Source organism: Pristimantibacillus sp. Z349TD_6 (assembly GCF_056173205.1).
The window spans coordinates 2,781,434-2,808,106 of the sequence record NZ_CM149662.1; the positions used below are offsets into that span (position 1 = coordinate 2,781,434).

Consider the following 26,673-nt stretch of genomic DNA (forward strand, 5'->3'; position numbering starts at 1 on the left):
CATGCTTCTCTTTTTGTTATTTTTCTTTTTTTCTATTTTTTGTACTTATGGGAACATCAAATGTTACATAATCAACATTTCTAGTCAGCAGTAAATAGCGCATACCAGTAGCCGGATCGCTAATAACAACGGAATCCAATCCAGCTGATTCAATGATTCCTTTAAATATTTTGGCATTCCATTCACGGTTGTTCTCGTAAGTCATATAGAAGGTAGCCGTTTTACCGCGATTTGTTCGCAAAATTTGAACAAAAGCTGATTTTGAAGCATTGTTCTTTACTTGTTTTCTCATCATTGAATCTTCCTCTCAGCATATGATTTCTATCATAATATGAGAGAGTTTTGTTTCGTTCTTGGACTAGTTGTTCATATTTCCGAAACCTGCAATTACCGTGAATGAGCCTGTTGAATGAACCATTCGGCCAGATGCATAAGTTTTACTTTTTGATTTACACCCGTACTGCCCTTAAACAGGATGGCTGATCCAGTTGGCATGTTTTGAGCTAACTTTCTCTTTAAACCGGAAACGGAGTGGAAATGGTTTGTTTTATTTTTGGTTAGTCCAGACTGAATGGCTCCTTTTCCAATTTCTTTCGCATTGCTGCCAATCGTGTAAAGACGATCAATGGATTGCTGCATTAGTTTTTTTCCAGCATTAAAATGAATCTTTTTTGAATGCTTTCCGAGATCATGAATCTCTCCGAGTACAGCTATTTTTTTTCGCCTTTTGGCAACCTTCCAGAGTACGTCCAAAGCAGCATCTAATTCTGGCTTCGTATTGAAGCTATCATCAATGAGAATGTTATTTCTAGGCAAACGATGGACTGTTAATCGTGCATAGGGCTGCTCATATTTTTTGAGACCCTGTTTGATCTGAGGAATGGTACAGCCAAGCTGATGGGAAACAGCGATCGCAAACAAGGCGTTGTATACATTGAAATGACCAAAGCCAGGAATAAAGAATGCTGCATTTTCTTTGCCTAATCGAGCGTTGAAACTCATCCCATTTTTTAAATAACGGATACGATTTGCTTGGTAATCAGCATGATTATCGATGCCAATAGTCAAGATCTTCCCTTTAAACGAAGCCAAATCGAGCAGCTTGGAGTGTTTATCGTCTTTATTTATAAATAAAAGCCCAGTCTGCTTCATCCCTCTAATCAGTTCTGATTTTGCATTAGCAATTCCACGTATTCCACTTTTAAAATGGCCGACATGTGCTCTTCCTATCGTTGTGATTACGCCGATCGTGGGCTTTATTAAACGGCAATGCCTTCGTATGTCCCCAGCTTTCTTCATTCCGAATTCCAGGACGACCGCTTTATATGATGAATCGATTTGTTTACTATATTGGGAAGTAAACCAGACATCGTTCCCATTTTGAAACGATTTAAACGTTTTCCGATTTCTTTCCAAGATCGAAGCGAGCATCTCTTTTGTCGTTGTTTTTCCTGCACTGCCTGTCACGGCAATTATGGGCCTGCGCATGAACAATCCTCCTAACTCTATGAATAAATGATAGTTTAACTAGAAACAAATCTATGAAATGGTCATATATTGTAAGGTGATTTAAAAGATGGACAAGAGGAGGTGAGAGGGTGACATTAAGGGAACGTTTGTGGATGCTTGGTTACAAGGATAGTCAGCTAAAGAAGGCTTTGCTGGCCTTTCAACGTGATTTTCACACGAGCAAATCCAAGGCATTAAGTAAATTAACGCTGCTCCGTTTAAGAAAGCTGACTAACGGAAATATGAAGTTGAATCTATTATCAAGAATCATTCATAGTGAATCTGACGGTGAGCCCTATCGTGGAATGGTTGCCGTAGGCGCAGTTGTTCTAAATCGACTGAAATCCCATCAATTTCCGAATTCACTCACCGCTGTTATTACTCAACCGTTGGCTTTTACAGTGGTACAAAATGGACGGTTTTGGCTGGAGCCAACTCTTCTTTCTTATAAAGCAGCCAAGGAAGCTTTCAGTGGTACGGACCCTACTGGCAATTGTTTATTTTTTTTTAATCCCGATTTATCCAGCTCCCGTTGGATTCTAAGGCTTCGTCCAAAGCTCAGAATTGGCCGACATGTTTTTGCTTAGTTACACGAAGCGCTGGCGGCGATTGCTGCTCTTCCTTTTACGCTTTCCAAGCAATTCACTGATGGTGACGAAATGATAGCCTTGTTTTCGCAGCCCATTGACGATAAGAGGTACGGCCTTTAAGCTTTGTATCCATGGGTCGCAGGCATGCAGAAGTACAATGCCTCCCGGATGTGCATGTGGTATAACTCGGCGAACAATATCAGCTGTACGGGTGAATTTCCAATCCAAAGAATCGATATCCCAGTGAACAATCGTTTGGTTCATTTTCAAAAGCTGTTTAATGACACGGTCGTCAATATCGCCGCTTGGTGTTCGAATCATGTTAGTCCTGACGCCGGTAATATGATAAATCGCTTTCCTTGCGGAATGCACATCTTGTTTAATCCATGCATTGGATTGGCTTGTATAATTGTCATGACGATATCCATGTGAAGCGATCTCATAGCCCATAAGTTGAATTTTTTTAGTGATTCGTGGATTTAACTCAGCCCATTTGCCGGTTACAAAAAAGGTTGCTTTTGTTACACCCAATCTGCGAAGCAGGGACAGCATTTTCATAGGTACTTGACTGCCATGAGCGATATTGATCGTTAAAGCGATTTTTTTTTGGTTAGTCGGAACGTGTTGGATCACACGATTCGTATACAAGGATAGGGTTCCTCCATTTTAGAGCAGCTCAAATTAATTTATGTTTTTTCAACTCGGTGATGATTTGAGCTGCGCGACTTTTGTAGCTATGCTTCTGAACGGCTAAGAAACCTTGATTTCTAATTTTTTCTCGTGCGTTGGGATGCTTCAAATAATATCGAATCAATTGGCGAGTTTGTTTGGAAGAGCGTGATACGATAAGTTCTTTATTTGGCCGGAATAAACGCCGAATTTCTGGTGTATCACTTGTGACTAGAAAACCTCCAGATCCCAGAATTTCATAAGTGCGCTGGGTGACTTGCGTTAGTTGGTTTTGCGGTGCAAGTACAATTTTAGCTGAATTGTATACTTTGTGTGCCTCAGGATACGGCAAATAGCCGTGTATCCATTTATTAGGAACCTTTACGCCAAGGATGGGCTTCATTTCTTCCCATTGTTTGCCCCATATATCTATTCTTGTGCCATCCTGCACGAGAGGACGGATTAAATGATTTAAGGATTGAATTCGGAAATGATGGGGATACAGCTTTAAAATCCGCGAATAGCCGTTTGCTACAACCGCAATATCGCTCCTCAGCTGCTTGTTCACTGCTCCTCTACGGTGAACGCTGCGGTGAAACCCAAAGTCCAAATGGGCGGAAGGTATGCCCATTTTTTTATAATCCTTTACTTTGCGGCGACATATCGTAAATACAAAATCCGGTTTCACAGCGCGTACATAAGGAAGAGTAAACGATTCATGATGAGTGGGGTCCTCGGTTGCCCAGTAAATATGGGGAATCCCAGATTTTCCGACATATCGGCGAATCCACTTTTGCTTAATGGGAGTATGTTCACTGGTCCATCCCATGCTGATTATGAGCTCTGGTCGAAATTGGCTTAGCAAGGTCGGAAGATTTCTTTTTGTAAGAGGACCTGATATCTTCACGTTATGGCCAAGGTCCTTAAATCCATTCGGAAGGCCATGAACCCACATGGGGTGACTTTCCAGAAACAGTATCCGCATTATTTTCTCCTTCCTTTTAGGACTCCAAATACGTATCCCCGTCTTTTTATGCCCTGTATGATGGCAGGCAATGCTGCAAGCGTGCTGTCTGAGAAATCGTGAAATAAAATGATCCTATCTTTATGCTCATTACTCTCCTTCAGCACTTTCGTAATGATTTGGAAGGGGCTGGGGAAAGGCGGACTTGAGTCGAATGAGTCGATATGCCAGTCAAAATCGATGTAGCCTTTGCGGACAAGGGAAGCTTTTATTTTCTTATAAATTTGTTTGCCGCCATACAAATAACCTGGTGGACTTTCAGAACCGCCTGGAAAACGATAGATTCGTGGTTTTTTTCCGATGGTGCGCACTAACAGCTTCTCCAATTGATAAAAGTCAGTCAAAAAAGCTTTTTTAGATGAGTAGATTTTAGCGTAATCATGAGAAAACGTATGATTGCCAATGCTATGTCCTCTATTTGCGATTGCCCGGTACATCCGAAGTCCGAAGCGGCTTGTATTGCCAATCACGAAAAAAGTAGCTTTTATTTTATGTTTTCCTAATAGCTCGATTATTTTTTTCGTATTAGGCAAAGGCCCATCATCAAAGGTGAGATAAGCGGTTCTTTTTCCTTTGCCAGCTATGTGGCTCATTTTCCTCAAATGATTCCCTGCTTCCGTAACGTGGACAGCATACTGCGGGCACGGTTCGTATAATGATGTTTGCGAATGTTCTTTTGCCCAGCAAATCTTACCTTTTCCCGTTCGAAATCATTTTCCAAATAATAACGAACCAACTTGAGCGTTTCCTTCGGAGAGGAAGATATCGCTGCATCACGACCTGCTTTAAGCAGTCGCCTAGTCGCAGGTGTATTGCAGGTTAATAGAAATCCTCCTGAACCGACAACTTCATAGGTTCTTTGAGTAACCATATCCGTGTAGTTTTGCAAGCCCAAAATAATTTTGGCGGAGCTGTATACTTTATTCGCATGTTTATAGGGAATTGGTCCCTTGATGTGCTTTTTCGGAATGTTTTGACCAATAAAGGGTCTCATGCGGGACCAATTCTTTCCATAGAAATCTATTTTTTTACCGCTTTGAAGTAAAGGACGTATCAGAATATCAATGGATTTGCGACGATAAAGCTTGGGGTATTTTCGCAATACGTCAGGGTAGGCGTTCGCTACGACGGCTATATCTGCTGTATATTTCAGGTCGGGAGGAATCCTTTTATGAATATTTGGATGATACGCAAAATCCAAATAAGCTGCAGGGAAACCTTGTTCTCGAAACTTAACCGCTGTTTTTGCTGAAATGGTAAAAGTAAAGTCGGGCTTCATCCTCTTTAAGAGTGGCAATGTAAATGTTTTGGTAAAGTTCGGATCTTCTGTTGACCAGTAAATTAAAGGAATCTTATATTTCGTTGCGAAAGCTCTCATCCGTTTCTGATTTTGTTCAGTTTGATCAGGACCCCATCCTACATTTATGAGAAGGTCGGGTTTAAAGGAAGGCAATAAATTGGAGAGCGAGGAGCTTGAGACTGGTCCCGACATTCGCACCTTGTGGCCGAGATCGCGCAGACCGTCCGGCAGACCGTGTGACCATAATTGTCCACGCTCCAAAAATAGTATATTCAATTTGTTCACCATCCTGTTTGTAATAGACAGGCGTATAAGCAAATTCTCCGTTCAAATCATATAGATATGCATGGAGGGATACGATGAAAAATAGAAATGAGCCCATAAGCTGCGTAAATACGACGATGAAATGTGTGGCTTTAACGTTTGATATCGGTTGGGGCGGAACGATGACTACACCCGTACTTAACGTCCTGCAAGCCAATAAAATAAATCGGGCAACATTTTTTCTATCAAGCCCATGGGTGGAGAAACGAGCGAAGCTAGCTCGGAAAATAAATGCTTTCGGTTATGAAATCGGCTCCCATGGCGATAAGCATGAAAACTACACGGAATATAGCAACCGCTGGATTATAAATGAAGTGAGGAAGTCAGAATCGACGATACGTTCAGTGACCGGGGTAAAATGCAAGCTCTTTCGAACACCGAATGGAGATATGAATACACGGGTAACGAATGTATTGGGCTCATTAGGTTATCGAACGATCTATTGGAGCATCGATTCGAAAGATTGGATGAATCCTGGCATATTTGCGATTGTTCAAAACGCAACAAAAAATGTACGATCCGGAGATATTATTTTGCTCCATGCAAGCGATTCGGCCAAGCAAACTGCAAAAGCGCTGCCGTCAATCATCAGCATTTTACGTAAAAGAGGTTTTCATTTTGTGACGGTATCTCAGTTGTTGAAATTAAAACAAAACCGTTAAATGATTTTTTCCTTTTTCAGAACGCTTAACAAATACTTGGCTCTATTCATGTAGGAATGAGCAACGGCTGCACGAACGGCATTTTGCCTAATTTGTTCTCGTAATTGAGCATTTTTGCTGTATTTCTTTATCAGCTGTTCGGTTTCTTTTTCGGAGGAAGAGACAAGAAGATCTTTCCCTGGTCGGAACCATTTCCGGACTTCGGGTGTGTCGTCTGTAATGAGCAAACCGCCTGCTGCAAGAATTTCATACGTTCGTTGTGTGAGTCGGTCATCGGCGTTTTGCGGTCCTAGTACAAAATCGACGGAGCCATAAACGTTTATTGCCTCCTGATAGGGCAAATAGCCATGAATTTGCCGTGAAGAGACGGGTTTACTGAAAATTCGTTTCATCTTCTTCCAGTCGCGTCCGTAAATGTCGGTTTTCAAGCCTTGATTCAGAAAGGGATTTACTAAGCGGCGCAGCGATTGAAAGCGGTAATGATAAGGCTTTGTACGATAGAGCATGTGATAGCCATTTGCTACAAGGGCAGCAGTTCCCCGATATTTTTGAATAGGCTTCGTCCTATAGTGGGTATCGGGATCGCTGCCAAAGTCTAAATGTGCTGCTCGAATGGCATGTTTTTTAAAAATCTTTATGCTGGGGCGATGAATCGTGAATACAAAGTCAGGTTTTGTTCTCCGAATTAAAGGGAGCGAGAATATATCGGTATAGCCGGGATCTTCTGTTGACCAAAATACATAAGGTACACCGGATAGACGAGCTAGCTTTGCGATGCGATGCTGTTGTTTTGCCGAGCTATTGGAAGGAGTCCAGCCCATCGCTATGATAAGATCCGGTTTGAATTGTTTAATTAAGTGTCTGGATTTCTTATTTGGATAACATGTTTTTACAACATGGCCGAGTTTTTCAAAACCTTTTGGCAATCCATATATCCACATGGGGTGGTCTTCAAGAAACAATATTCGCAGACGATCGTTACGCATATGCTGACTCCTTTCTGTTCAAATAAATTAAGGATAGGCGCGTTAGTAGTATATTCATCTGCTTTCGTGAGCGAGTAGACTTCGGCCTATCAACCGTATTTATTGTTTTATTTGGAGGCTTGGCAGACAAAAACACGATGAGTAGAGGGGAATACGTAAAAAAAACCATAACTGCTTAAAAGAAGACTAGTTGATATTTTTTTGAATCGCTTAAGTTGAAGATATATCCGCAATTTTGAAAGCGCATATAAAAAAGAAGGTGAAACGGGAAGAAATAGCAGTTATACTAAAAAGAGCAGATTTACCAAATCAAATAGTGACATGAGCTCAAGCTGCCACTATGATCAGACGGATGCTAGCGAACGAAAAACGGCGGCCGCTTCTCGGTATCTTTTCCGGGAGGAGGACGCCTACACTTTTTTTGATATGCAAGGAGAAACAGCTATGAACCTATCATTATCAGAGCCACAGAAGCAAGCAGTGAGTATGAAAAAGCTTTGGTCTTTTTTTCTCCCGTTAGGCATTTCGGCAAGCTTAGTTACGATTTCACATGTTATTATCAACAGTACCTTAAGCCGAGCGGCAAACCCTGAGAGCATCATTGCCAGCTATGCCATTGCGATGAGCTTGCTTGCTATTACAGAGAGGCCAGCCGTGCTGCTGCGGCAAACCTGCTCCACACTCGTTCGCGACAAACGCTCGTTTAAATCGACGCTTACCGTTGCACAGCTTGTGTTTGCCAGCATTATGCTATTAGGTTTTATAATCAGCTATACCCCGGTTGGAACACTTATTTTCAAGGGAGTGTTCGGGGTTAGTGAAGACAATGTCCATGATGTTATTCGAGTGTATAAGGTATTGATGTTCGTAAGCTTGTTCTCTGGCATTCGTTGTCTCTACCATGGTGTCATTATTTACAATCTGCGTACGAAATGGTTAACCATTGGCATGGCGATTAGACTGGCAGGAATGTATGCGCTTTCGCTATATTTTATACATACAGGCGTTACGAGCGGGGTTGTTGGAGCGATCATTTTCTTATTCGGCATGATGATCGAAGCAGCTGTCAGCTATTCAGAAGGACGGTTACTGGTGCGCAAAATGCCCGAAAAGCTGGACAATCACCCTGTTGAAAACAAGCATCATGTATTTTCTTTTTACCGTCCCTTACTGTTGTCCTCGTTTATATCCGTATGGATCGGACCGGCAATTAATGCGATGCTGGGGAAAACATGGGATGCGCAGCTAGCCATTGCATCGTTTGCGATTGCGGCTAGTTTAGTTATGCTTCTCAGCAGCTTTTTTAGTTATTTTCACCAAATTGTGATTAACTTTTATCGTGTCGATCCTTTGGCTGTCCGAAAGTTTATTTTAATGCTTGGTTTTATTCCTGCTATATTAATGGGATTGATCGCATATACACCCGCAGGTGTATTTTTACTAGAGCATATGATCGGCGTTCATGGACGGCTGCAGGCTGAGAGCATACGAGTGCTGCAAGCCTTTGTGTTGTTCGCGCTCGTTATGCCTTGGCTCGATGTCATGAACGGACTCGTGTTTGTGAGAGGGCAAACGAAGCTGATCTTCGGTTCACAAATTGCCAATCTCAGCTTTACCTTTATTACCCTTCTAATTGGCATTGGGCTCGCGCCAGAGTGGAACGGGACGATTGGGGCATGGGCACAATCGATCGGCATGACGGCAGAGCTCCTCTTCGTCGCACTGGCGCTGAAATTTGTTAAACAGCCTGATCCTGTGCCAATGGGCAAACGTGGATAGATTCACCCTGCAATATTCGAAATCGACTCATTAATCGACGAGGAGAATGATCATGGGAAATCGCATATATGAAAATTTATTGCCGGCACCGAAGAACGGTGGATTTAAAATGGATGGCTATTATATTTGGTGCGGCTCAGTTGTGCAAGGCGAGGATGGAAAATATCATATGTTTGCTTCAAGGTGGCCTAAGGAATATGGCTTTGCTGCACAGTGGCTGTTCAACTGCGAGATTGTTAGAGCAGTTAGCGATACGCCTGAGGGGCCTTATACGTTTGCCGAAGTTATATTTGAGCGTAGAGAGCGCAGTTATTTTGACGCTTTGAATCAACATAATCCATCGGTGAAATATTGGAACGGAACGTACTATCTTTACTATTTTGGAACGACTTATGGAGGGCCTATCCCAGCGGTGGGAGAGAAAATAAGTCAAGAAAGAGATGTCGAGGTTTGGAATCGAAAAAGAATTGGCTTAGCCACTTCGAAATCTATATTTGGACCGTGGGAGCGACCAGATCACCCATTGTTAGAGCCAAGAGCGCCTGGGCATTGGGATTGTACAATTACAACCAATCCATCAGCAGCTATATTGCCGGATGGAACGACGTATATGATTTATAAGTCGAGAGAGTATGCGGGCTCTACCTTGCAATTAGGCGTTGCACGTGCTCCTCGTCCAGAAGGGCCGTATACCCGTTTGCAGGAGGAACCGATTTTTCAATTTGAGAATCCAGACTTCCACGTCGAAGATCCGTTTCTATGGTGGGAGGATGGGGAATTTCATATTTTAATTAAAGATGATTTTAAAAACGATTCGGGCGGTGTCACTGGCGATTGGGGAGCGGGCATCTATGCTACAAGCACCGATTGCTTGCACTGGGATATTTCAAATGATCCTAAGGCGTATACAAGAGATGTCCTGTGGGATGATGGCACAAGGACGGTTCAAGCGAACATCGAGCGTCCTAATTTGTTGTTCCATGATGGCAAGCCAACCCATTTATTTCTGGCAACTGGAAACGGGACTCAGCCTTGGGATTTCGTAGGGAACACTTGGAGTATGGTTATTCCTTTAAAGAAAACAGTGTCTGAGCATAGCTGAGAACAAGCTTTGATTTTTGCCTAAAGACTCTAATCATTCATTCACATAAAAAAGGCAAACGATCACTTTTGTTAAAGTGACTGTTTGCCTTTATTCATTATATCTCTAATTTGCTCATTTCGTTTCGATCTGCTTACAGGTCTGTTTCCTTGCTCGTACGCTTGAAATCCTCGTCCCATTTGTAACGCTCATTGTAGATTTCCATTACTTCTTGATATAAAGGGCTGGCTCCTGCGTGCGGACTGCTTTGAAGCATTTGATAAAGCCGCAAGAAACGGTCTTTAGGAAGCTTTCGTGCATAGCGCATCAGCAAATAGGGATAGAGTGTGATGTATCGCTTCATCCTAACTGCCGCACCGGCAACACCAACGAGAATGCTCTCGCCATGCTCCATTTTCAAAATCTGCGCCTCATGAAGCAATACATAACGGAATGTATTTTCTTTCAGCAAATCTCTTCTGATTTTGGCAAGCTCGCCAATATATTCAACGAGATCGGGATTAAAATGATCCATTAACAAGGGGTCCAGCATTAGATCCATATCCTTGCGCAAAACAAAGGATTGAAGCAGCAATATTTGCTCTAGTCGAAGCTGGTCGGTATGGACGAGCGCGCCAATTTCACGCAGCATTTCATACGCAAGCGGTTTATCGCCGCTATGGAACACTTGAATAGCTGTTTCTCGGTCATTTACTAGACCTGCAGAGAGGGTATACGCCTCTTTTTGAAATATTTTTTGCAGCTGCAGGAGCAAAAGTGCAGGGGTCGACCGCTTCTGCAACGTCCATAATAGAGCGACTAGCAGCATTCCTCCGGCAACAATCAAAGTGGAATGCATTGCGGATTCGCTCATTGCAAATCCGACAATGATAATAAACAATGCAAAAAACCGCTCTTTCCACATCTTAAGCTTCAGCTTATAGGCTGCCTGAGCTTCAACATTTTTCAGGGCAAATTTGCCGCACACGGGGCACTGCGCATCACCCAGTACTGTAAAGTGGTTGCATCTTCGGCAAATTTTAAGTTTATTATAAGGATAGCGTGTTTTAATATAAGGGTTAAGTAGTACCGGTAGCTTCTTCATCATTCGCGATCACGCTGCCCGCTGCTTTTTAGTATGGAAAGGACAAGCTTGCTCAGCTGTTCTGGAGAAGGCGCCCGTCTCCGCTGTGCACGATAGCTCATTGCTTTGATGATGACAAAAAGAAACAATAGTCCAAGACAAACGTAGGTAACCATATCCTATTCCTTTCTTACAATAAAAGTGATTTAACAAAATCTATCAGGTATACTTATTTTGTAGTATATCATCATACTGGTAGCAGTGACTAACAGTGACTATTGGACTAGCGAAGAAGAACCGTTTGTCCCATTACAAAGGAGTACAGCAAAATGAATAGATTAAAACGTTTATCATGTCAGCTAATTATGGTTTCTGCTATTTTGCTGCTGCCGTTCAGCAGCTTACAAACCGCGTATGCAGCGCAAGGCGACTCGCAAATTGATGCAGTACTTGTGCTGGATGTCAGCAATTCAATGAGCACAAGCGATCCAGGGAAAATTGGAAATGAAGCCATGAAGATGTTCATTGATATGCTGCCGACACAAGGCGACCGAGTTGGCATTGTGGCTTATACCGATGAAATTCAACGCGAGAAGGCGCTGCTGGAAATCCAGTCTGCTTCGGATAAAGAGAAGCTGAAGAGCTTCATCGATCAGTTAAACCGCGGGGCTTATACCGATGTTTCTGTCGGAGTAAAGGAAGCGGTACAGATTTTGGACGATGGTGCCGACCAAGATCACGAGCCGATGATTATTTTGCTAGCCGACGGCAATAACGATTTTAATAAGGCATCCGGCAGAACGCAGGCGCAGTCCGACGCGGACATGGACAAGGCGCTTAAAGAAGCGAATGATAAAGGCGTTCCGATTTATACGATTGGCCTAAATGCGAATGGGAAACTCAATGAATCTGCGCTTGCTAAGCTATCGGAAGTGACCGGCGGGAAATCATTCGCGACCGATTCGGCTGACGATTTGCCGCGAATTTTGAGTGAAATTTTTGCCAGCCATCTGGAGCTGAACGTCGTACCGGTTGATTCTTTGACGGCAAACGGCAGCTATCAGGATGTGAAAATTTCAGTTCCCAACTCGAATGTACTAGAAGCAAATATCTCGATTATGTCGAGCAAGCCGGTTGAGGCGAAGCTCGTAGATCCATCTGGCAACGCTATTCCTATTCCTTCGGATGGCGTCTTGCTATCGAGCTCGAAGAGCTATTCCTTGCTGAAGCTGTTAAAGCCGTCGGAAGGCGACTGGACGCTTCAAATCAAAGGCGTGAATCGCGATAAAATCGACATTAATCTTATTTTCAACTATGACTTAAGTCTTGCTATGGATCCACTAGCCAAAGCGACCTATTCCAAGGGCGACAAGGTGACGATCAATTCTTATCTCGTAAGCGGCGGAAAAAAACTGGAAGACACCTCCCAGTACAGCAACATGAGCGCGGTTTTACTCGTTAAAGACTTAGACACGGGCAAAACCGAGGAAATACCGATGGAGAATGCGGGCGACCATTTTGCAGGCTCCTACAAAATACCTGAGAAGCATGACTATGAGATTATTGTGAAGGCCAAGGAGAAAAGCTTTTTCCGAGAGACCGATGCGGTTAAGATTTCGGCAAAGGCGGGGACAACGGGGCAGACGCCAAAGCCTGAGCCAGATAAAGAAGAGAAGCCGTTCCCGGTTGTACCTGTTGTAATTGGCGTTATAGGTCTTGCGGCATTGCTTGCAGCAGCTTACTTTATATTAAGGGTGCTGAAACAAGCGAACCGTGGGTTTGTTGGCCAACTTGTCATTGAAATTCGAGATGAGAATACAGGTGACAAAACGTCGCCGCAGTACAAGAAGCTGACAGCCTTCAAAGGCAAATTGCAGCTTCACCAGCTGTTGCAGCTAGCGCCTGAACTGAAGGAAACCGACAAGGTCATTTTCAAGCCGGGAAGCAATGATCGTATCGTTCTTCAAAATGGTTCCTCCTGCACAATTGAGAAATCAGGACGAGCAGTGGATGCGACGCGTGCATTGGAAATGAAAAGCGGTGACCGGATTACGGTTTCATTGAAACAAATAGACAAAACGATATTCATTGAATATCTCGTATAAATAGAGCCCTGGAGGTAATGAAAAATGAAACCGATCGTAAGAGAACACATACAGCAGCTTGACGTTTCGCTTGGCGGAGGTATTGTCAGCGAGAAAATTCGGGTAGACACCATAGATAATCCCATTCTGATCATTGGACTTGGCGGTACCGGTATTGATGCGCTTCTGCGCCTGAAATACCAGATCAATCGCCGCTTTAAGCTTCCTGAGGATCCCGTTTCCAAAAGAAAACGCGAGAAGCCAGATAATGTGGAATTTCTTGCTTTTGAAACGAATGAACAGGATCGCAATAAAAAGTATAAAGGGATCGGTCTTGACCCTATTAATGAATTTGTGCTGCTATCTAATGCGGAGGTTGGAGGACTGCTGCAAAATCGCAGCATTTTGGAGCCGTACATCACGGACTGGCTGTCGCCAGAACTGAGCATAACTGATGGCATGAATGGCGCAGCTGGCGTTCGTCAAGCAGGTCGGTTGCTGCTGTTTACGAAGATCAATCAAGTGGTGCAGAGCATCGACAAAAAAATTAAGACGTTATCCGTCGGGACGAACAAAAAACTAATGGTGTTTCTGCTAACCGGCTTGTCTGGCGGAACAGGAAGCGGCTGCTTCCTCGATATCTCTTATATCGTTCGAGGAATTATAGAGCGTGATCATGGATCTGCCGGCATCGACCGCGTTAATACGCTTGGCTATTTGTTTACGCCGGATATTAATCTTGCAAGCAAAAGCTTGAGCGACCATACACGTGAGTACATTAAGAAAAATGGCTATGCTGCACTGAAGGAACTGGACTATTGGATGAATGTGGACAGCCGCGGGGAGAGGTTTACGCAGCAATATGGCAATATTTTAAACGTTAATTCGCCGCTCCCACCGTTTAATTTATGCCATCTCATCTCGGCTACAAATGCTGAGGGCAAGCTGCTTGAAAATGCTTATGATTATTGCATGAATGTAACGGCAGAGAATATTACGAACTTTATTTCCAGCGAGGAAAAACAATCCGGCGAGGAATTCGCTATTCATGATTATATTAGCAACATTCGGACCAATATTGCTCAAATGAACAAAATGTACCCGGCTAACTACGATTACAACATTATTGGAGCTTCTTCGGCGGTACTGCCGATCGAGGAAATGACGACTTATTTGGCTTACCGGCTTTTCAACAAAATGGACAAAATGTTTGAGAAGGCGCCGAGTCAGGACGATGTAGAGAAATTTGCCCGCAAGCTTGGCATTGATCTCGAAACGATGATGAAAACCTTTGACTCACGCGTACCTGAGCCGCTGCCAGGCTTCGAGAACAGTGAGCGACTCAGCTACAATAACGTGGTGAAAATGCAAGCCGTGAACATGGATACGGAGCTGGAGCAAAACTTTTTGGCTCGTGCGCGCGAGGAATACATTAAGGCCAAAAAACAGCTGCCAGGCGAAATTGTTGGGCAATTTACCGATCAAATTCGTCGTACATTTCTCCATCCAGAGCAAGGGCCATTTTATGTATCCCGTCTCCTGCATACCGAGAAAGGCTTCTGTTTGCTGAAGATGCTGCTCTCTTATATTGAGACGCTTCGTGAGGGGCTGTCACGTCTTCCTAAAGAGATCGAAGCAGCTAGAGAGCAAGCCAATGAGCGTATGGGCGATGCGAAGAGCGCGTTCGTATCCAAGGATAAGAAGAAAAACAACTATATCGAAGCAAAAATAAATGAGTACTGGCTGCTTGCTGACGTTGAGCGAATGGAACAACTGATTGAATTTTATGAGGATCTCCACCAGCTGCTGAACAACGAGAATAACCGCATTTATAACGTATTTACTGAAATTTTGAATGTGCTTAATTCGATCTTTGCCAAAAATGGCGAAATCCTGACAAGCGGCGAGGAACAAGCGGATCATAAAGGAAACAAAACTTATTATTGGAATATCGTAGGCGTTCCAGACATCTCCGACGTTATCAGTCGTTTAATGGATAAGAAGGACGGCGATGATCTGATCCGCGACTTTACGCAGGAGCTTCTAGACCATTCGAATCTTTGGGTCAAAGAGCAGGAAATTGATATCGTCAGCTCGATCTCAGAGTTTTTGACGAATAAATTCGGCGATCTGATTACGAAATCGATGGAAGAATTCCTAGTTATGAAATACGGAAACGATGAATCGATTGAGAAGTTTGTTGAGCGTCATATTGCAAGCAAGCTTGATGAGGAAGCTGTGCCTGTATTCCATCTCAGCAACAGCTCAGGCAATTTGCATGTCCCTTCATGGGGGTTTGTATCCGTGCCTGTGCAGGCGCCGAGCATTTTGAGAGGAATTCGGAACTATCAAAATAACTCAATTGGCAAATCCCACTTTACGATAAAGGAAAGTGAAGTGAAAAACCGCATTTTCTGGCTGAATACGAGAAATGGTGTGCCTTTGTTTGTTTATACGCCGTTGAAGGTCTATGAAGAAAGCTATGAACGCACGATTCTTGATAAGGAAGGCATCGGCCGTCATTTGGTGCAGACTGATCGTGTCAATTGGACCTATTTGCCTTCGCCGATTCCAGAGAAATCATGGGGCGACACGTACGTCAACCCACGCGTGAGAAGCTATAATGCGAGGGTTCGCGCTGAGTTTGTCAAAGCGGAGAGCTTCCGTATTATTGAAGAGAAGGGCATAGACAATAACACGAGCAGCCGTTACTCCGTTCGCTTCACGAAGCCATTCCAGTTGTCGGATGCGTTAAAACCGTTCAATATGCAGCTTGATGGCGCGAAGCCGAATTTAGGTGAAGTTAAGCGAGCAGTAAACGAGCTTAAGCGCCTTTTATCCGAGGGGCTGGAGCTTGAATCGACAAAGGATATTTTCGGCAGCTTTACAGAGGAGCTTGCACAAGAAAATCTCATTCGATCGCCGGAGCAGCTAAGACGGGTTCGTGAGGAATTGGCGAAGTATGAATCCATCTCTGTAAAATTAGTCGAGCTTGAGCAGCTGCTTATGCAGCACCAAGATGATGAGAAATTGCTGGATCAGTTTATCGAGGCGCTATACACAGAGACCATTTGCAAGAAAGGTGCCCTGTATGTTTATGATCGCGAGCCAGAGGAAGAAGCATGGCCGCCTTTCGCTAATTTAATGAAAAGCAGCAGCTATGTTGAGTTTGAGGTGTTTGAGAGCTTCCGACAGCTGGATGAGAAAAACCGCAGCGTGCTAAGACGCAAAGCAGAGCGCAGAGTAACGGAGCTGACTGCAACGGAGGATACTTCAATGCTGTTAGCCAAGCTGGAGGAGCTGTTCGGCACATTCCTTGATGCACGCGAGCGTCTCGAATACGAGAAGGTTGAGCTGGCAAATGGAGAGGAAATGCACCGGTTCTACCGGGAAATGTCTACTAAACTTAACGAAATTCGTAGAAAGTTGAAATAATGATGAGAGAATTGTTGGATCTATATGCAAGCGACTATTCGGCTGCTGAGCAGAAGCTTAGCGGCCTTGAGGATGATCAAAGCAGCATTCACTATCCAACCGTATTTCTATATATCGGAGATGAGGCAGGACATGCGATTGAACCTATGATTCAATCCAATGAACTGAAATGGGACAACAATGCCGGCGTTATTTATTTCCATGTCTCGTCGAGTGAAGCAAATGCTGCTTCTGGAAGTGCAGGTTATAAAGCATCGTCATACCATGGGGCAAATCGTAATCGATCTGTCCCGAAGGTGACAAGGGTAGCGCTTACGGATGTTGTAGATGGCAAAACGGATAATCGCACCAAACGCAAAGATATAGGCACCGCATTCCATAAGGAAGGGCGTCATCTAGCGGATCTCAACCGGGCGCTGCGTCAGGTTAGCGATACAATTGCTGATTACGGCCGATTGTACGCATCTTTCGATCGCCTTCATCTTGCTGTCATTACAAGGGTTGATGATCCCTTAAACGTGCTTGTTCCAGAAATATCGCTGCTTGCTCAATCGATTTTTTTGCAGCTGTTCAAATCCGTTCAAATGGATTTGTACGCTTTAATTAATGAACGTGAGCAATCAGAGACGTTTGGTTTGGCAAGCGCAGCGGGAATCAGCTTCCTGCGCGAGCTGGATGGAATGCAGCGGCCGGATTATTCATTTTCGGCGAGGCTTCAAGTGACGGGTGATGGATTATCAATTCCGGTTACCCACAAGGCATCACCATTATTTGATCTTGTTTATGTATTATCTGATCGCAATGAGCGGGGAATTACAACGCTTAACGGGATGCAGGATAACTATGAAATCATATGCAATATTCTGCTGTTGAAAAACAGGAGGAGAAAGGAAACACAGGTACAATCGAGTGACGTAAGCTACAACAACTCTTCTTTCAAAAACAGTCTCATGACGGAATCCGGAAGACAGGGGTTCGTGTCAGCGGGCTTGTCCAAGGTGAAACGACCGAATCATTCGATTGCGTTAACCGTCCTCTATCATTTCTTTAAACAAATAAAAGAGCGGCTGGAAATTGCTGACCTGCAGGGGAGCAAGGAAAAGCTGTCCTTCTTCGGGCTGGATGCGGCTGCGATGGACACTAGAATGCTCGATCTGATGCCAAGCGAGTACAGTCTCATCGATATGTCGGGTCTTCTGACGAACAACATTCGTTATGATCAACTGCGGCGCATGTCGCTGCGCGAGGCAGAGGAAGCCTTGTTCGGAGATGGCTGCACCATCTTCTTCCGTAAGCATTTCACTAGTTCAGCTGAGGTGAACTTAGGTTATGTGAAGGCCTCAGATGAGCTGCGAGCCACTGTAAACCGTAATATGAAAGATCAGCCATTGTTTAGCTTCTTCCAGGTTGCCAAATGGACAGACGAGAAAAATGAGGCAGACAGCGTCATGACAGCTGTTCGCGCTCGAATGCGCGATTTGGTCAGAGAGATTGATATCGCTCAGGATGAGCTTGGTCGAATCCGCGAACAACGTGTGGATGATTTGAAATTTCAGCGTCTTCCATTTATGGACAAGCAAAATGTTCGATCCTTTATACGCGCTTTTTTTGATGCAGTGTACCGGCTGGAATGGCAGCTTTTACGACTTGAGACTGAGCTTGCTTTGTACCGCAAATTTGCTGCTGAGCTGGAGCGTCTTCATGAGAAATACCGAATTCGCGTAGAACAGATGGCGCTGCTAGAGGAAACGCTGAATGCGGCGGCTCAGCACAGTATCCGTTCAGCGGATGATTATATCGGGCAGAACATCTTCGAGTATTATGAACGTATCACTGTGGGGGTCATGAAGGATATTGAAGAGAAACGCGGCGCATCCATATTTTTTGAGGAACGGTTTCTCGGCAATATGACGGAGCTTCTGCAGCAGGGAGATTCCGCGTTTCTGGAGCGATTAATGGAAATTTGCCGAAAGTACATTTTGACAGCAGAGCCTTTTGCACAGACTTTCGAGGAGGAGCTGCTGCTGCGTGCAAATGTATCCGTTTCATACAGCAATCGTAAAGCTTTATCGAGGGACGAGCTATTCAACCGATTATACCGGACACTGGAAGAGCATGCGGTCGTTCATATTCGTCTTCTCGACTATACACATGAGCATCGTTATGAGGAAAAGTATTTGTTCGGAGATCGCGAGAGTGAATTTATCCGATATGCACTTGGCGTTGACGAATCTTCGCGCATTTACAAGCTGGGGTGTGTACATGAGAAGCGCAGCAGCGGTGTAGAAAAGTTGAATATTATGGGCGGCTTTCATTTAGAAGATTTGATGTATTATCGAAACGGCAAAGTGTATTATGAGACCTATTTGCAAAATGGGTACGAATTTCACACGCTTGAGCCTGCCCTGCTGCCTGATCTTCGCTGACCGATATACAACAATAATTGCTGCGGTCCACTAGCAAGTAGAAAGGGTGCTGTTATTATGCAACGAAAAATAAATGGACTTCTCTTATTGTTCAGCTTGATAGGAGGCGCAGTAGGATTCGTCATCGGGGAAATCATACTGGGGGCGCTGTCAGAAAGCTGGCCGCGCTTTGCCGTCGTTGGGCTATACTTTGGCGTTCTTGCTTTATGCATTGGACTGGCCTGCCTGATTGCTGAAATGATTTCGCCTCGTTTGAACGGAACTTCGTGGCGTCAGCGTTATACCGGATTATCGTGGCAGCTGCTCGTACCAGCGACGCTAGTTCTGCTGTTTGCAGTCGGCGGATTACTGCAATTTATTTACGGCGCACATTTTGGCGGTGCGAAGCAGGTAAAGGATATTGTGCTTGTCATTGATAATTCAGGAAGCATGCTGGAGACCGATCCTGATAACGAGCGTTATTCGGCTGCGAAGCAATTGATTCAAAACATGGAAAGCGATAAGCGTGTGGCGGTGGTTGCATTTCACAATACCGCACAATTGATTCAGCCCTTTGTTAAAGTAAGCACACAGGAAGAGAAAGATAAAGTAAATGCGGCAATCGACTCACTTGAGCCGACGGACGGCGGTACAAACTTTAGTCTAGCGCTTGGCGAAGCAATGAAGACGATTAAGGATAAGGAAAAGGCTGGGCGCGGGACAATGGTTATTCTGTTGTCAGACGGTTTCAGCGAATCCGATATCAATAAGCAAATTGCACAATTCCAAGAGCAGCAAATTGTCATTAATACGGTAGGCCTTAGCGTTGCAGATTCCAAAGGCTCTGCCTTGCTGCAGCAAATAGCTGATTCCACCAATGGAAGCTATTACGATGTGTCGGAAGCGAACGGGCTGGCGCTCGTATTCCAAAATATTTACAATACAATCGATAATCGGACGCTTCTAACTGAAAGAACGGGATCGCTTGCGGACAGCACGCTGTATACACTGCTTCGTATTTTATCCTTAGCCATTATCGGTGCAGCTTTAGGAATGTCGCTCGGATTGTTTTTCGACAATCGGTTTCTGGCATTAAGCTTTGGGGCGGGCGGTATTGTAGGCGGTTTGCTGGCTGGCTTCATTTTGGATTCCGGCTTGTCGGGGGATATGATCTCTGACGGTTTATCACGTCTATTCGCTGTTCTCGTACTGGCAGCCATTATTAGTATTTTCACACTTGTTGTTCCAATAAGGGATAATAACAGTACAAACCGTTATGATGGCGGCAGAAAAAACAGCAATAGAGATCAGTCCACTAAGGCGTTAGGCGAACGGACGAAGGACAGCCGCAGTCATGGATTTTAAACGATGCGGGAGGCGGATATAAATGCGGTTTATCGATGCAGAGGATGGTTCTCCGATCATCAGCGGTTTAACTCGCGTGTTGGAGGAGGACCGCTGCACGCTGCGCTGGATTTGGCCGGGCGGTATAGAAGCGGTCTACATTGGGAAAACGCCGGCTGAGCAGGCGGCGGAAAGCCCCGTGGATATAGGAACTGTCAAGTTGTACACGAAGGCAGAATATAAAGCGAATAATGGCTATCATAGCCGATTAGAGGGCATCGGACGTTTTGTCTTTACGGTATATGCCGCGCTGGAGGGGAGCGGCGGTCCGCAGCTCATCCTTCAGCCTAATCATGAGAACAGCATCGAAATAAGTGCTGGCCGAGCTAAGATTCATTATTCGATTACAAATAAGAGCGGTTTGTTCAGAAAGTTCAAAACGATTCAAATTCAAGTTTCAACAGAGGTACCGATTGGGAAAGACGTGCTTTGTTATGTGAAAAAGCAGGGCAGTTATCCCGCAAATAAAGAAGACGGCATGCTGTATCCGTTCGTTGCGCCATTCGCAGCTGGAAAAACCGCTTTGCCTGCCATTGAGGTTGGCAAACAGGATTTTATACGATTGTTTTTCACGGATGGCCGAACGTCTGGACAGATGTACGAATTGATTTCAGTATAAAGGAGGAAGATCGCATGGGTATTTTCGATCTTTTCAAGAAAAAGCCGGAAGCAAAGCAAAGGCCTTTGTTTTATGATATTGTTTGCCCCTATTGTTTTAGTAAATTTACACCGGATGAGGTTGTGTTCCGCGCTTCACATTCCCGTGAGGATGATGAGCTGAATAAGTATCGTGAGCGTTTTGGCCTTGATTCTGTACACGATATGGAAGCGGTGCTCTATCCAAACGACGTGCCTGAAGAGCATCGGATTTACTCAGACCATGTATTAATTGGAATTAATGACCGCTATGGCGAGCTGACACGCAGAAGACTTTGTCCTAAATGCCACAACGAAATTCCAGTAACGGCAGGCAAGGTGCCGAGCAATATTATTTCAATCATTGGCGCTTCACAAGTAGGCAAGTCGGTGTATATGACCGCGTTGATACATACGCTGCAAAACACGACAGCGGATCATTTTAATGCAGCCTGCATGCCGCTTAACGCAGAAATTAGCCGAAAATTCCGAACCTATTACGAGGAGCCGCTGTTTGAGCGCGGCGATCTGCTTGCGTCTACCCAAAAGGAAAAGATGCAGGAGCCTTTTATTTTTCAATTTGTGTTTAAAGATGAATCGAAGCCACCGCTCACTCTCGTATTTTTTGATGTCGCTGGCGAGGGCATGGTAGAGCAGGATTATCTTGGTTTGCATGGTCAGCATATCAAAAATTCAGCAGGCATATTGCTGATGGTAGATCCGCTGCAAATTCGCTCCATTCGCGAGAAAATTAGAATGAATCTGGGCGATAAGCCAGGTGTTTGGGTTTCCCAATACGACGAGCCGCGCGACGTTGTTCTGACGATGTTTGGCGACTTTATTGCTTATCAGGAAAACAACAAAACGGATATTCCGACTGCGGTCGTTTTAACGAAGAGCGATATGCTTCATTCGCTAAAGGATGAAGATGGAGAATATATTAAATCGAACAGCAATATTTTCAACAACATGGTACATCGCAATTATTTTAACCTGACCGAGTTTGAAAATATTGATGGAGAAATCCGACGTTTCATCGAGAAGGTCGATCGTCCCTTTAAAGGTACGATGGATGTTTATTTTAAGGATACGGCTTATTATGCGGTTTCCGCACTCGGCAGCAATCCCGTCGATCAGAAGCTGCAAACCGTCGTCAGTCCCATTCGGGTAGACGAGCCCTTCATTTGGCTGCTTTATAAGCTGAACTTCATTGAGGGGAGAAGAGAATAGTGCGCGATTCTACGCCCAGCAGGATGATTCAGCAGCAGATGTATGCACGGGAAAGACGCGGCATTTTCAGATCTACGGAAGGGTATGACACGATCGCCAAATCAAGCGGTTTGGAAGCATCATTTGTCAAAAAAGTGCTTCATCCGTTTTGTGTTTATGATGCCCCGACTGAACTGGCTACCCGCGGTGAGAAGGACGGTTCCGCGTATCCAGAGACGATGCACTTGCTTCATTTGGATAATGGCGATGTGCTTCTTGGCAGAAGCGTTTATCAGGCAGCCGACTTCACGGGTCTTCGCAGCGCGTTTTTTACGCATAACTTTATTATTCCAAGCGGTCATAGCAGCAAGCCTGCAAGTGATTATATGAACTGGCTGCAAGCCGCTTTCGTAGATCAATATAATATTGACAGCGGTACGGAAATAGCAGAGCTGCTAGAGCTTCCGATTCAGAGTGCAGCAGCGATTAAGCCGTCTGCTCGTTCCATCCTTTCTCTGCTGAACATTTCAGAAAAATCGTTCAAACAGCTGCTCTATGCGGTAATGGCAGCAGTCGGTGGTAAGAAAAAGATCTATGTTTCGCTTGATGTACCAATCAAACAGCTGCCGGACAAGGCAAAACAGCTGCTTGGTGTGCTATATGCGAGTTTACCCTACGCCTTCCGCAAGCAGCTTGGTTTCATTACTTATGCGAAAGAGCCGGTAAGCCGCAAATCGGTTCATCTTACGTTCGTAGAGCAAGGAAGCCTCCGCCAAGGGGATCGCAGCATCGAGAAGGATTTTACGTTTGATTTCGGCAACGACCGAATGATGAATGTTGATCTGGACGGTATAGATCAGCCGTTTTTGGATTTTGCATGGGATAACTTGGATCGTCCTGACCGTACAGATAGCTTCTTTCAATTCGCTGAGCTGATGCTGGCAGATATGGGGGAGGAGCGCGAACTCGCAGCAGCCTGTTATCATGAGCTATGCGTCGTTTACCAAATCGAGGAAGGCAACGAAAAGTTATATGAATCGCATAAAAGCGCGGTAATGCGGAGCTTGATGGATTATTTGCAGCCATCCGGCGCATTGGATGCCAAGATGCGCTTGAATGATTTATTTCTGTCTCGATTTGATTATGAGTTTGACCGTGCTAGGCAAGGAGTAGTGCCGGAAACCTTCATTGTAGATGTGTTTACACAATACTATCAAATTGAAGGCAAACATATCGAAAATAAGCTTGTTTCCTTTTTCATTTTAGCATTGCTAAATGCAAGAAAGCAGAGTGAGCAAGACGCGGCGGCTTCCTTCTATGCGGCAGTAGAAAGCAATCCTGCCTTTAGTATGGCTTTTTTCACAAGAGTCTTAGTAGATGCGAAGCTAAGTGCAAACTTATTTATTCCATTCCTTGAGCAAAAGCTTAAAGCAGCTGCAGGAGCCAAAAGTGTTCTGCATCTCATTGAGCAGTGGGGCAACGCTCATCCTAAGCTGTACGGTGATGAAGACTTTTTTGTGCTGGTCCGCCAGCAGCTCATTGAGAAGCTGAAACGGGAGCGCCACTCGCTGCCAGCGACAAGCAAAGTGCTTGAGCAATTGCGCAGCTTAGCAGCAAGTGAAGGCAAGTTTGGCGCGCGAAAACAGCTTCCATCTCATGATGCGGTAGAGTTTTATACGGAGCTGGAGCTTGCGGCTTATCGAGCAATGTTAATTGAACTTGATATGGAAAGATTGACGAAGGATCAGCTCATGCTGGGCGAGTTTCTCAAATCGAAGGAGCAGCTGAAAAAATGGAATGGACAGCTGAACGATCCGAGGCAGAAATCAGCAGCGCTTGAGCTGCAGGCGCTTTACGAATGCTTCGCATTCCCGGAGCCAACGGTAGATTTATTCGAAAATCTATCCCCAGCAGAGATCGACCGGGTGCAGCTCGTTGGTCGCCGATTGCTTGCCAATCAGCTGGAGTTAGCTGAGTTTCCGCGTCTCGTGCTATTGTTTCTTCGCAGCTCGGATATGGAATCAGTGGATTATGCCACGCTCCTCAACTATTTGCAGCAAAATGCGGCTCAAAAAGATACGGTATATCTATTTTTCCGATGGGCAGAAAAACATCCTAGTTTCATGCGCTCAAGAGGTTTTGTCCCTGCCTATGTAACTGCAGTAGTCAGCTATTTCACAAAACATGACCGGGATGCATTTAAGAAACGAGCCAATTGGAAGCAGCATTTTGACAAAGCAGGCCCTATTCTTAAAGGTGTATATAAACAAGCGGAGCGCGAGCTATCCTCACCGCTGACTAAATTTTTTCGCCGGAATCGTAAATCGACGTTTATAACATCGTTATCGGCTATAGGTATTGTACTAATCGTAGCCGGCATTATGTTTGCCTTCGGCGGCAAGGATGATGTGAAGCCTGGTGGTGCTGTTTTGCCTGAAACGACTCCTGAACCGAGCATAACCCAGCCGGATACAATCGTATACGTGGAGCAAAATGCTGCATCAGAGGGGAAGAAGGCTGCGACCACCCTCGTCTTCGCATTTAAGGAAGCAGCAGCTTGCGGACTGTTTAAGCCTAGCTCATTGACGATAGAAACGCCGGGTGCAGAAGCGGTTGCGTACACCACACTTGAAGTTGCATCTGATTGCAAAGCGGATACAGGGAATAGCAGCACGGAAGGGAATCAAGTTGAAAGCTCGTCACAGCCGTCGGAAACAACGGATTCGACTGCCAAAGAATCCGATAAACCAGCGCCGACACCGACGCCAACGCCGGCTGAAACTGATTCACTGCCGACAGCTACCGATTCTCAGACGGAGCAACCGAGCAATACTGCAATAAATGAAGCAGACTATACGAACCGGGTTGTCGTTAACCTCGGTAAGCAGGTTGATATACCGGAGAAAAGCATTGTCACAGTCGGTGAATCGAAGTATGAGATTTCCGTTCTGCGTGTTGTTGCGCCATAAACAAAGCAACGTATTTATAAGAATAGGAAAGGGTTGTTCCGTTAGTAGTTTTACTACTGCTGGGACGACCCTTTTTTTCTTTTTAGCTAATCGGCTATTAAAATGATGAAATTGATTCATGTCATAAAAGTGGATAAGAAAGTTGAATTTATGATAGAGACATAGGGTCTGCAATATTTTACAATATCGGTACTACAACACGAACAAGGAGCTGTTTTTCGATGAAAGGTATTAATAATCCGATAGTCCCAGGCTGGTATGCTGATCCTGAAGCGAGAACGTATGAAGGCAAGCATTGGATTTATGCGACCAGGTCTATTACGGAATATACGAACCAATTGAATTTGGATGCGTTCAGCTCAAGCGATCTGATCCATTGGGAGAAGCATGAGAGCATTATTGAAATGTCAGACTTTCCATGGATGTGGAGAGCGGTTTGGGCGCCTACGATTACCCAGAAACGAGGAAAATATTATTTGGTTTTTGCAACAAACGATATTCAAAGCAACGATGAAATCGGCGGTTTGGAGATAGCCGTATCTGACCGTCCTGAAGGGCCATTCAGAGGATATTTGGGAAAACCGCTCATTGATCGATTCATTCATTCGGCTCAGCCCATTGATGCTCATTTGTTCAAGGATGATGATGGAACGATCTATTTATATTATGGCGGCTGGCGTCATTGCAACGTAGCGAAAATGAATGATGATATGACGGGGTTCATCCCGCTTGATAATGGAGAAACCTTTCTCTCCATTACGCCTGATGGTTATGTTGAAGGACCTTGTATGATAAAGAAGGATGGACTGTACTACCTCATGTGGTCGCAAGGAGACTGGGTGAACGGCTCTTATTGCGTTGCGTATGGCGTGAGTGATAATCCTTTGGGTCCATTCGAGAATAAGGGTATCGTGCTTGAGCGACAAGAGCCTATTGCGGAAGGGCCAGGACATCATGGGTTCCTCCATTTGCCTGAAAGTGATGAGTGGCTCATTGTTTATCATCGCCGTATTATTGGTGACCCTGAAGCGGGGAATCGTATGCTTTGTATTGATAAAATGATTGTTACTGACGGGGAGATAAAACCGATAGTGATGACAAATGCTTGGTAGTTGTTATCGCTTGAAAAGTTTCTATAGAAAAGCTATTATCGAAGTTAAAAGCTTGTATTTGCATGCAACTAATGATGTCAGAGCGTGATGTGCAGAAATATTAAAACGTTATTTAACTTCGATCCACCGGCAACAGAAGAAGAAGTAGCTGCCGCTTCGCTCCAGTTTGTTCGAAAGCTATCGGGATATCAGTCGCCATCGAAAGCCAATGAAGAAGCATTCAATGTTGCGATACAAGAGGTGGCTGCGGCTGCTCAGAAATTGCTCGACACGCTAGTCACCCAAGCTGAGCCGCGTGATCGAGAGGTCGAAATCGAGCGTGCCCGCGCAAGAAATGCCAAAAGATTTGGTACGGCGGAAGCTTAGAGGTTGGATTTCTTATACTACTTATAGTCAAATGAACCTCAGATT

21 protein-coding genes and 1 pseudogene are annotated in these 26,673 nt (G+C 44.7%); 13 read left to right on the forward strand and 9 right to left on the reverse strand.

Going from position 1 to position 26,673, the window contains the following annotated elements:
- Positions 1-16: 16 nt before the first annotated feature.
- Positions 17-244 (reverse strand): annotated as a pseudogene (gene gerQ / locus AC0VYE_RS11555) (spore coat protein GerQ); the annotation flags it as partial.
- Positions 245-387: 143 nt separating this feature from the next.
- On the reverse strand, positions 388-1,488 hold the full coding sequence (locus AC0VYE_RS11560) for a UDP-N-acetylmuramoyl-tripeptide--D-alanyl-D-alanine ligase (protein ID WP_475448031.1): 1,101 nt from the start codon (positions 1,486-1,488) through the stop codon (positions 388-390).
- Positions 1,489-1,598: 110 nt separating this feature from the next.
- Between AC0VYE_RS11560 and AC0VYE_RS11565 the strand changes: the two genes are divergently transcribed.
- Positions 1,599-2,096: a cell wall hydrolase gene (locus AC0VYE_RS11565; protein ID WP_475448034.1), complete on the forward strand. Its 498-nt coding sequence runs from the start codon at positions 1,599-1,601 to the stop codon at positions 2,094-2,096.
- Here AC0VYE_RS11565 and AC0VYE_RS11570 read toward each other — a convergent pair whose 3' ends face one another.
- Genes AC0VYE_RS11570 through AC0VYE_RS11585 form a run of 4 tightly spaced genes read right to left on the reverse strand, consistent with a single transcriptional unit; the run spans position 2,097 to position 5,377 of the window.
- On the reverse strand, positions 2,097-2,747 hold the full coding sequence (locus AC0VYE_RS11570; RefSeq protein WP_475448036.1) for a polysaccharide deacetylase family protein: 651 nt from the start codon (positions 2,745-2,747) through the stop codon (positions 2,097-2,099).
- Between the two features lie 28 nt (positions 2,748-2,775).
- Positions 2,776-3,753, reverse strand: coding sequence for a CgeB family protein (locus tag AC0VYE_RS11575; protein WP_475448038.1), 978 nt, complete (start codon positions 3,751-3,753; stop codon positions 2,776-2,778).
- Positions 3,753-4,385 (reverse strand): polysaccharide deacetylase family protein, encoded by a 633-nt coding sequence (locus AC0VYE_RS11580; protein WP_475449537.1) that lies wholly within the window; start codon positions 4,383-4,385, stop codon positions 3,753-3,755. Before AC0VYE_RS11580 ends, AC0VYE_RS11575 begins: the two co-directional genes overlap by 1 nt.
- A gap of 5 nt (positions 4,386-4,390) precedes the next feature.
- A complete protein-coding gene (locus tag AC0VYE_RS11585) occupies positions 4,391-5,377 on the reverse strand; it encodes a CgeB family protein (protein WP_475449539.1) in 987 nt (328 codons plus the stop codon).
- A 74-nt stretch (positions 5,378-5,451) separates the two neighbouring features.
- Between AC0VYE_RS11585 and AC0VYE_RS11590 the strand changes: the two genes are divergently transcribed.
- On the forward strand, positions 5,452-6,078 hold the full coding sequence (locus AC0VYE_RS11590) for a polysaccharide deacetylase family protein (RefSeq protein WP_475448039.1): 627 nt from the start codon (positions 5,452-5,454) through the stop codon (positions 6,076-6,078).
- On the opposite strand, the gene AC0VYE_RS11595 is transcribed toward AC0VYE_RS11590, so the two are convergent.
- Positions 6,075-7,064: a CgeB family protein gene (locus AC0VYE_RS11595; RefSeq protein WP_475448041.1), complete on the reverse strand. Its 990-nt coding sequence runs from the start codon at positions 7,062-7,064 to the stop codon at positions 6,075-6,077. The genes AC0VYE_RS11590 and AC0VYE_RS11595 overlap by 4 nt on opposite strands.
- Before the next feature lie 444 nt (positions 7,065-7,508).
- On the opposite strand from AC0VYE_RS11595, the gene AC0VYE_RS11600 reads away from it, so the two are divergent.
- Positions 7,509-8,843, forward strand: coding sequence for a multi antimicrobial extrusion protein MatE (locus AC0VYE_RS11600; protein WP_475448043.1), 1,335 nt, complete (start codon positions 7,509-7,511; stop codon positions 8,841-8,843).
- A gap of 52 nt (positions 8,844-8,895) precedes the next feature.
- Complete coding sequence (locus tag AC0VYE_RS11605; RefSeq protein WP_475448045.1) at positions 8,896-9,945, forward strand: glycoside hydrolase family protein; 1,050 nt, start codon at positions 8,896-8,898, stop codon at positions 9,943-9,945.
- Positions 9,946-10,078: 133 nt separating this feature from the next.
- Here AC0VYE_RS11605 and AC0VYE_RS11610 read toward each other — a convergent pair whose 3' ends face one another.
- Both AC0VYE_RS11610 and AC0VYE_RS11615 read right to left on the reverse strand, forming a co-directional pair.
- Positions 10,079-11,032: a hypothetical protein gene (locus AC0VYE_RS11610; protein ID WP_076269548.1), complete on the reverse strand. Its 954-nt coding sequence runs from the start codon at positions 11,030-11,032 to the stop codon at positions 10,079-10,081.
- Positions 11,029-11,184 (reverse strand): hypothetical protein, encoded by a 156-nt coding sequence (locus AC0VYE_RS11615; RefSeq protein WP_179089849.1) that lies wholly within the window; start codon positions 11,182-11,184, stop codon positions 11,029-11,031. Before AC0VYE_RS11615 ends, AC0VYE_RS11610 begins: the two co-directional genes overlap by 4 nt.
- Before the next feature lie 153 nt (positions 11,185-11,337).
- Between AC0VYE_RS11615 and AC0VYE_RS11620 the strand changes: the two genes are divergently transcribed.
- The 9 genes from AC0VYE_RS11620 to AC0VYE_RS11660 all read left to right on the forward strand — a co-directional run bounded on the left by AC0VYE_RS11620 (position 11,338) and on the right by AC0VYE_RS11660 (position 26,628).
- Positions 11,338-13,113, forward strand: coding sequence for a vWA domain-containing protein (locus AC0VYE_RS11620; RefSeq protein ID WP_076269549.1), 1,776 nt, complete (start codon positions 11,338-11,340; stop codon positions 13,111-13,113).
- A gap of 24 nt (positions 13,114-13,137) precedes the next feature.
- A complete protein-coding gene (locus AC0VYE_RS11625; RefSeq protein ID WP_076269550.1) occupies positions 13,138-16,527 on the forward strand; it encodes a tubulin-like doman-containing protein in 3,390 nt (1,129 codons plus the stop codon).
- Positions 16,528-16,529: 2 nt separating this feature from the next.
- A complete protein-coding gene (locus tag AC0VYE_RS11630; RefSeq protein ID WP_475449541.1) occupies positions 16,530-18,953 on the forward strand; it encodes a transcription initiation factor TFIID in 2,424 nt (807 codons plus the stop codon).
- A gap of 57 nt (positions 18,954-19,010) precedes the next feature.
- On the forward strand, positions 19,011-20,297 hold the full coding sequence (locus tag AC0VYE_RS11635) for a VWA domain-containing protein (RefSeq protein ID WP_076269551.1): 1,287 nt from the start codon (positions 19,011-19,013) through the stop codon (positions 20,295-20,297).
- A gap of 22 nt (positions 20,298-20,319) precedes the next feature.
- The gene (locus tag AC0VYE_RS11640) at positions 20,320-20,955 is read left to right on the forward strand and encodes a beta-mannanase (protein WP_475448048.1); all 636 of its coding nucleotides are present in this window, start codon (positions 20,320-20,322) and stop codon (positions 20,953-20,955) included.
- Positions 20,956-20,969: 14 nt separating this feature from the next.
- Positions 20,970-22,202, forward strand: a complete 1,233-nt coding sequence (locus tag AC0VYE_RS11645) for a TRAFAC clade GTPase domain-containing protein (RefSeq protein WP_475448050.1) — start codon at positions 20,970-20,972, stop codon at positions 22,200-22,202.
- Complete coding sequence (locus AC0VYE_RS11650) at positions 22,202-25,150, forward strand: GAP1-N2 domain-containing protein (RefSeq protein ID WP_475448052.1); 2,949 nt, start codon at positions 22,202-22,204, stop codon at positions 25,148-25,150. Before AC0VYE_RS11645 ends, AC0VYE_RS11650 begins: the two co-directional genes overlap by 1 nt.
- A 221-nt stretch (positions 25,151-25,371) precedes the next feature.
- Positions 25,372-26,262 carry a glycoside hydrolase family 43 protein gene (locus AC0VYE_RS11655; RefSeq protein WP_475448054.1) on the forward strand — a complete coding sequence of 297 codons (891 nt, stop codon included), beginning with the start codon at positions 25,372-25,374 and terminating at the stop codon, positions 26,260-26,262.
- Between the two features lie 87 nt (positions 26,263-26,349).
- Positions 26,350-26,628: a DUF2277 domain-containing protein gene (locus tag AC0VYE_RS11660; protein ID WP_076269556.1), complete on the forward strand. Its 279-nt coding sequence runs from the start codon at positions 26,350-26,352 to the stop codon at positions 26,626-26,628.
- Positions 26,629-26,673: the final 45 nt, after the last annotated feature.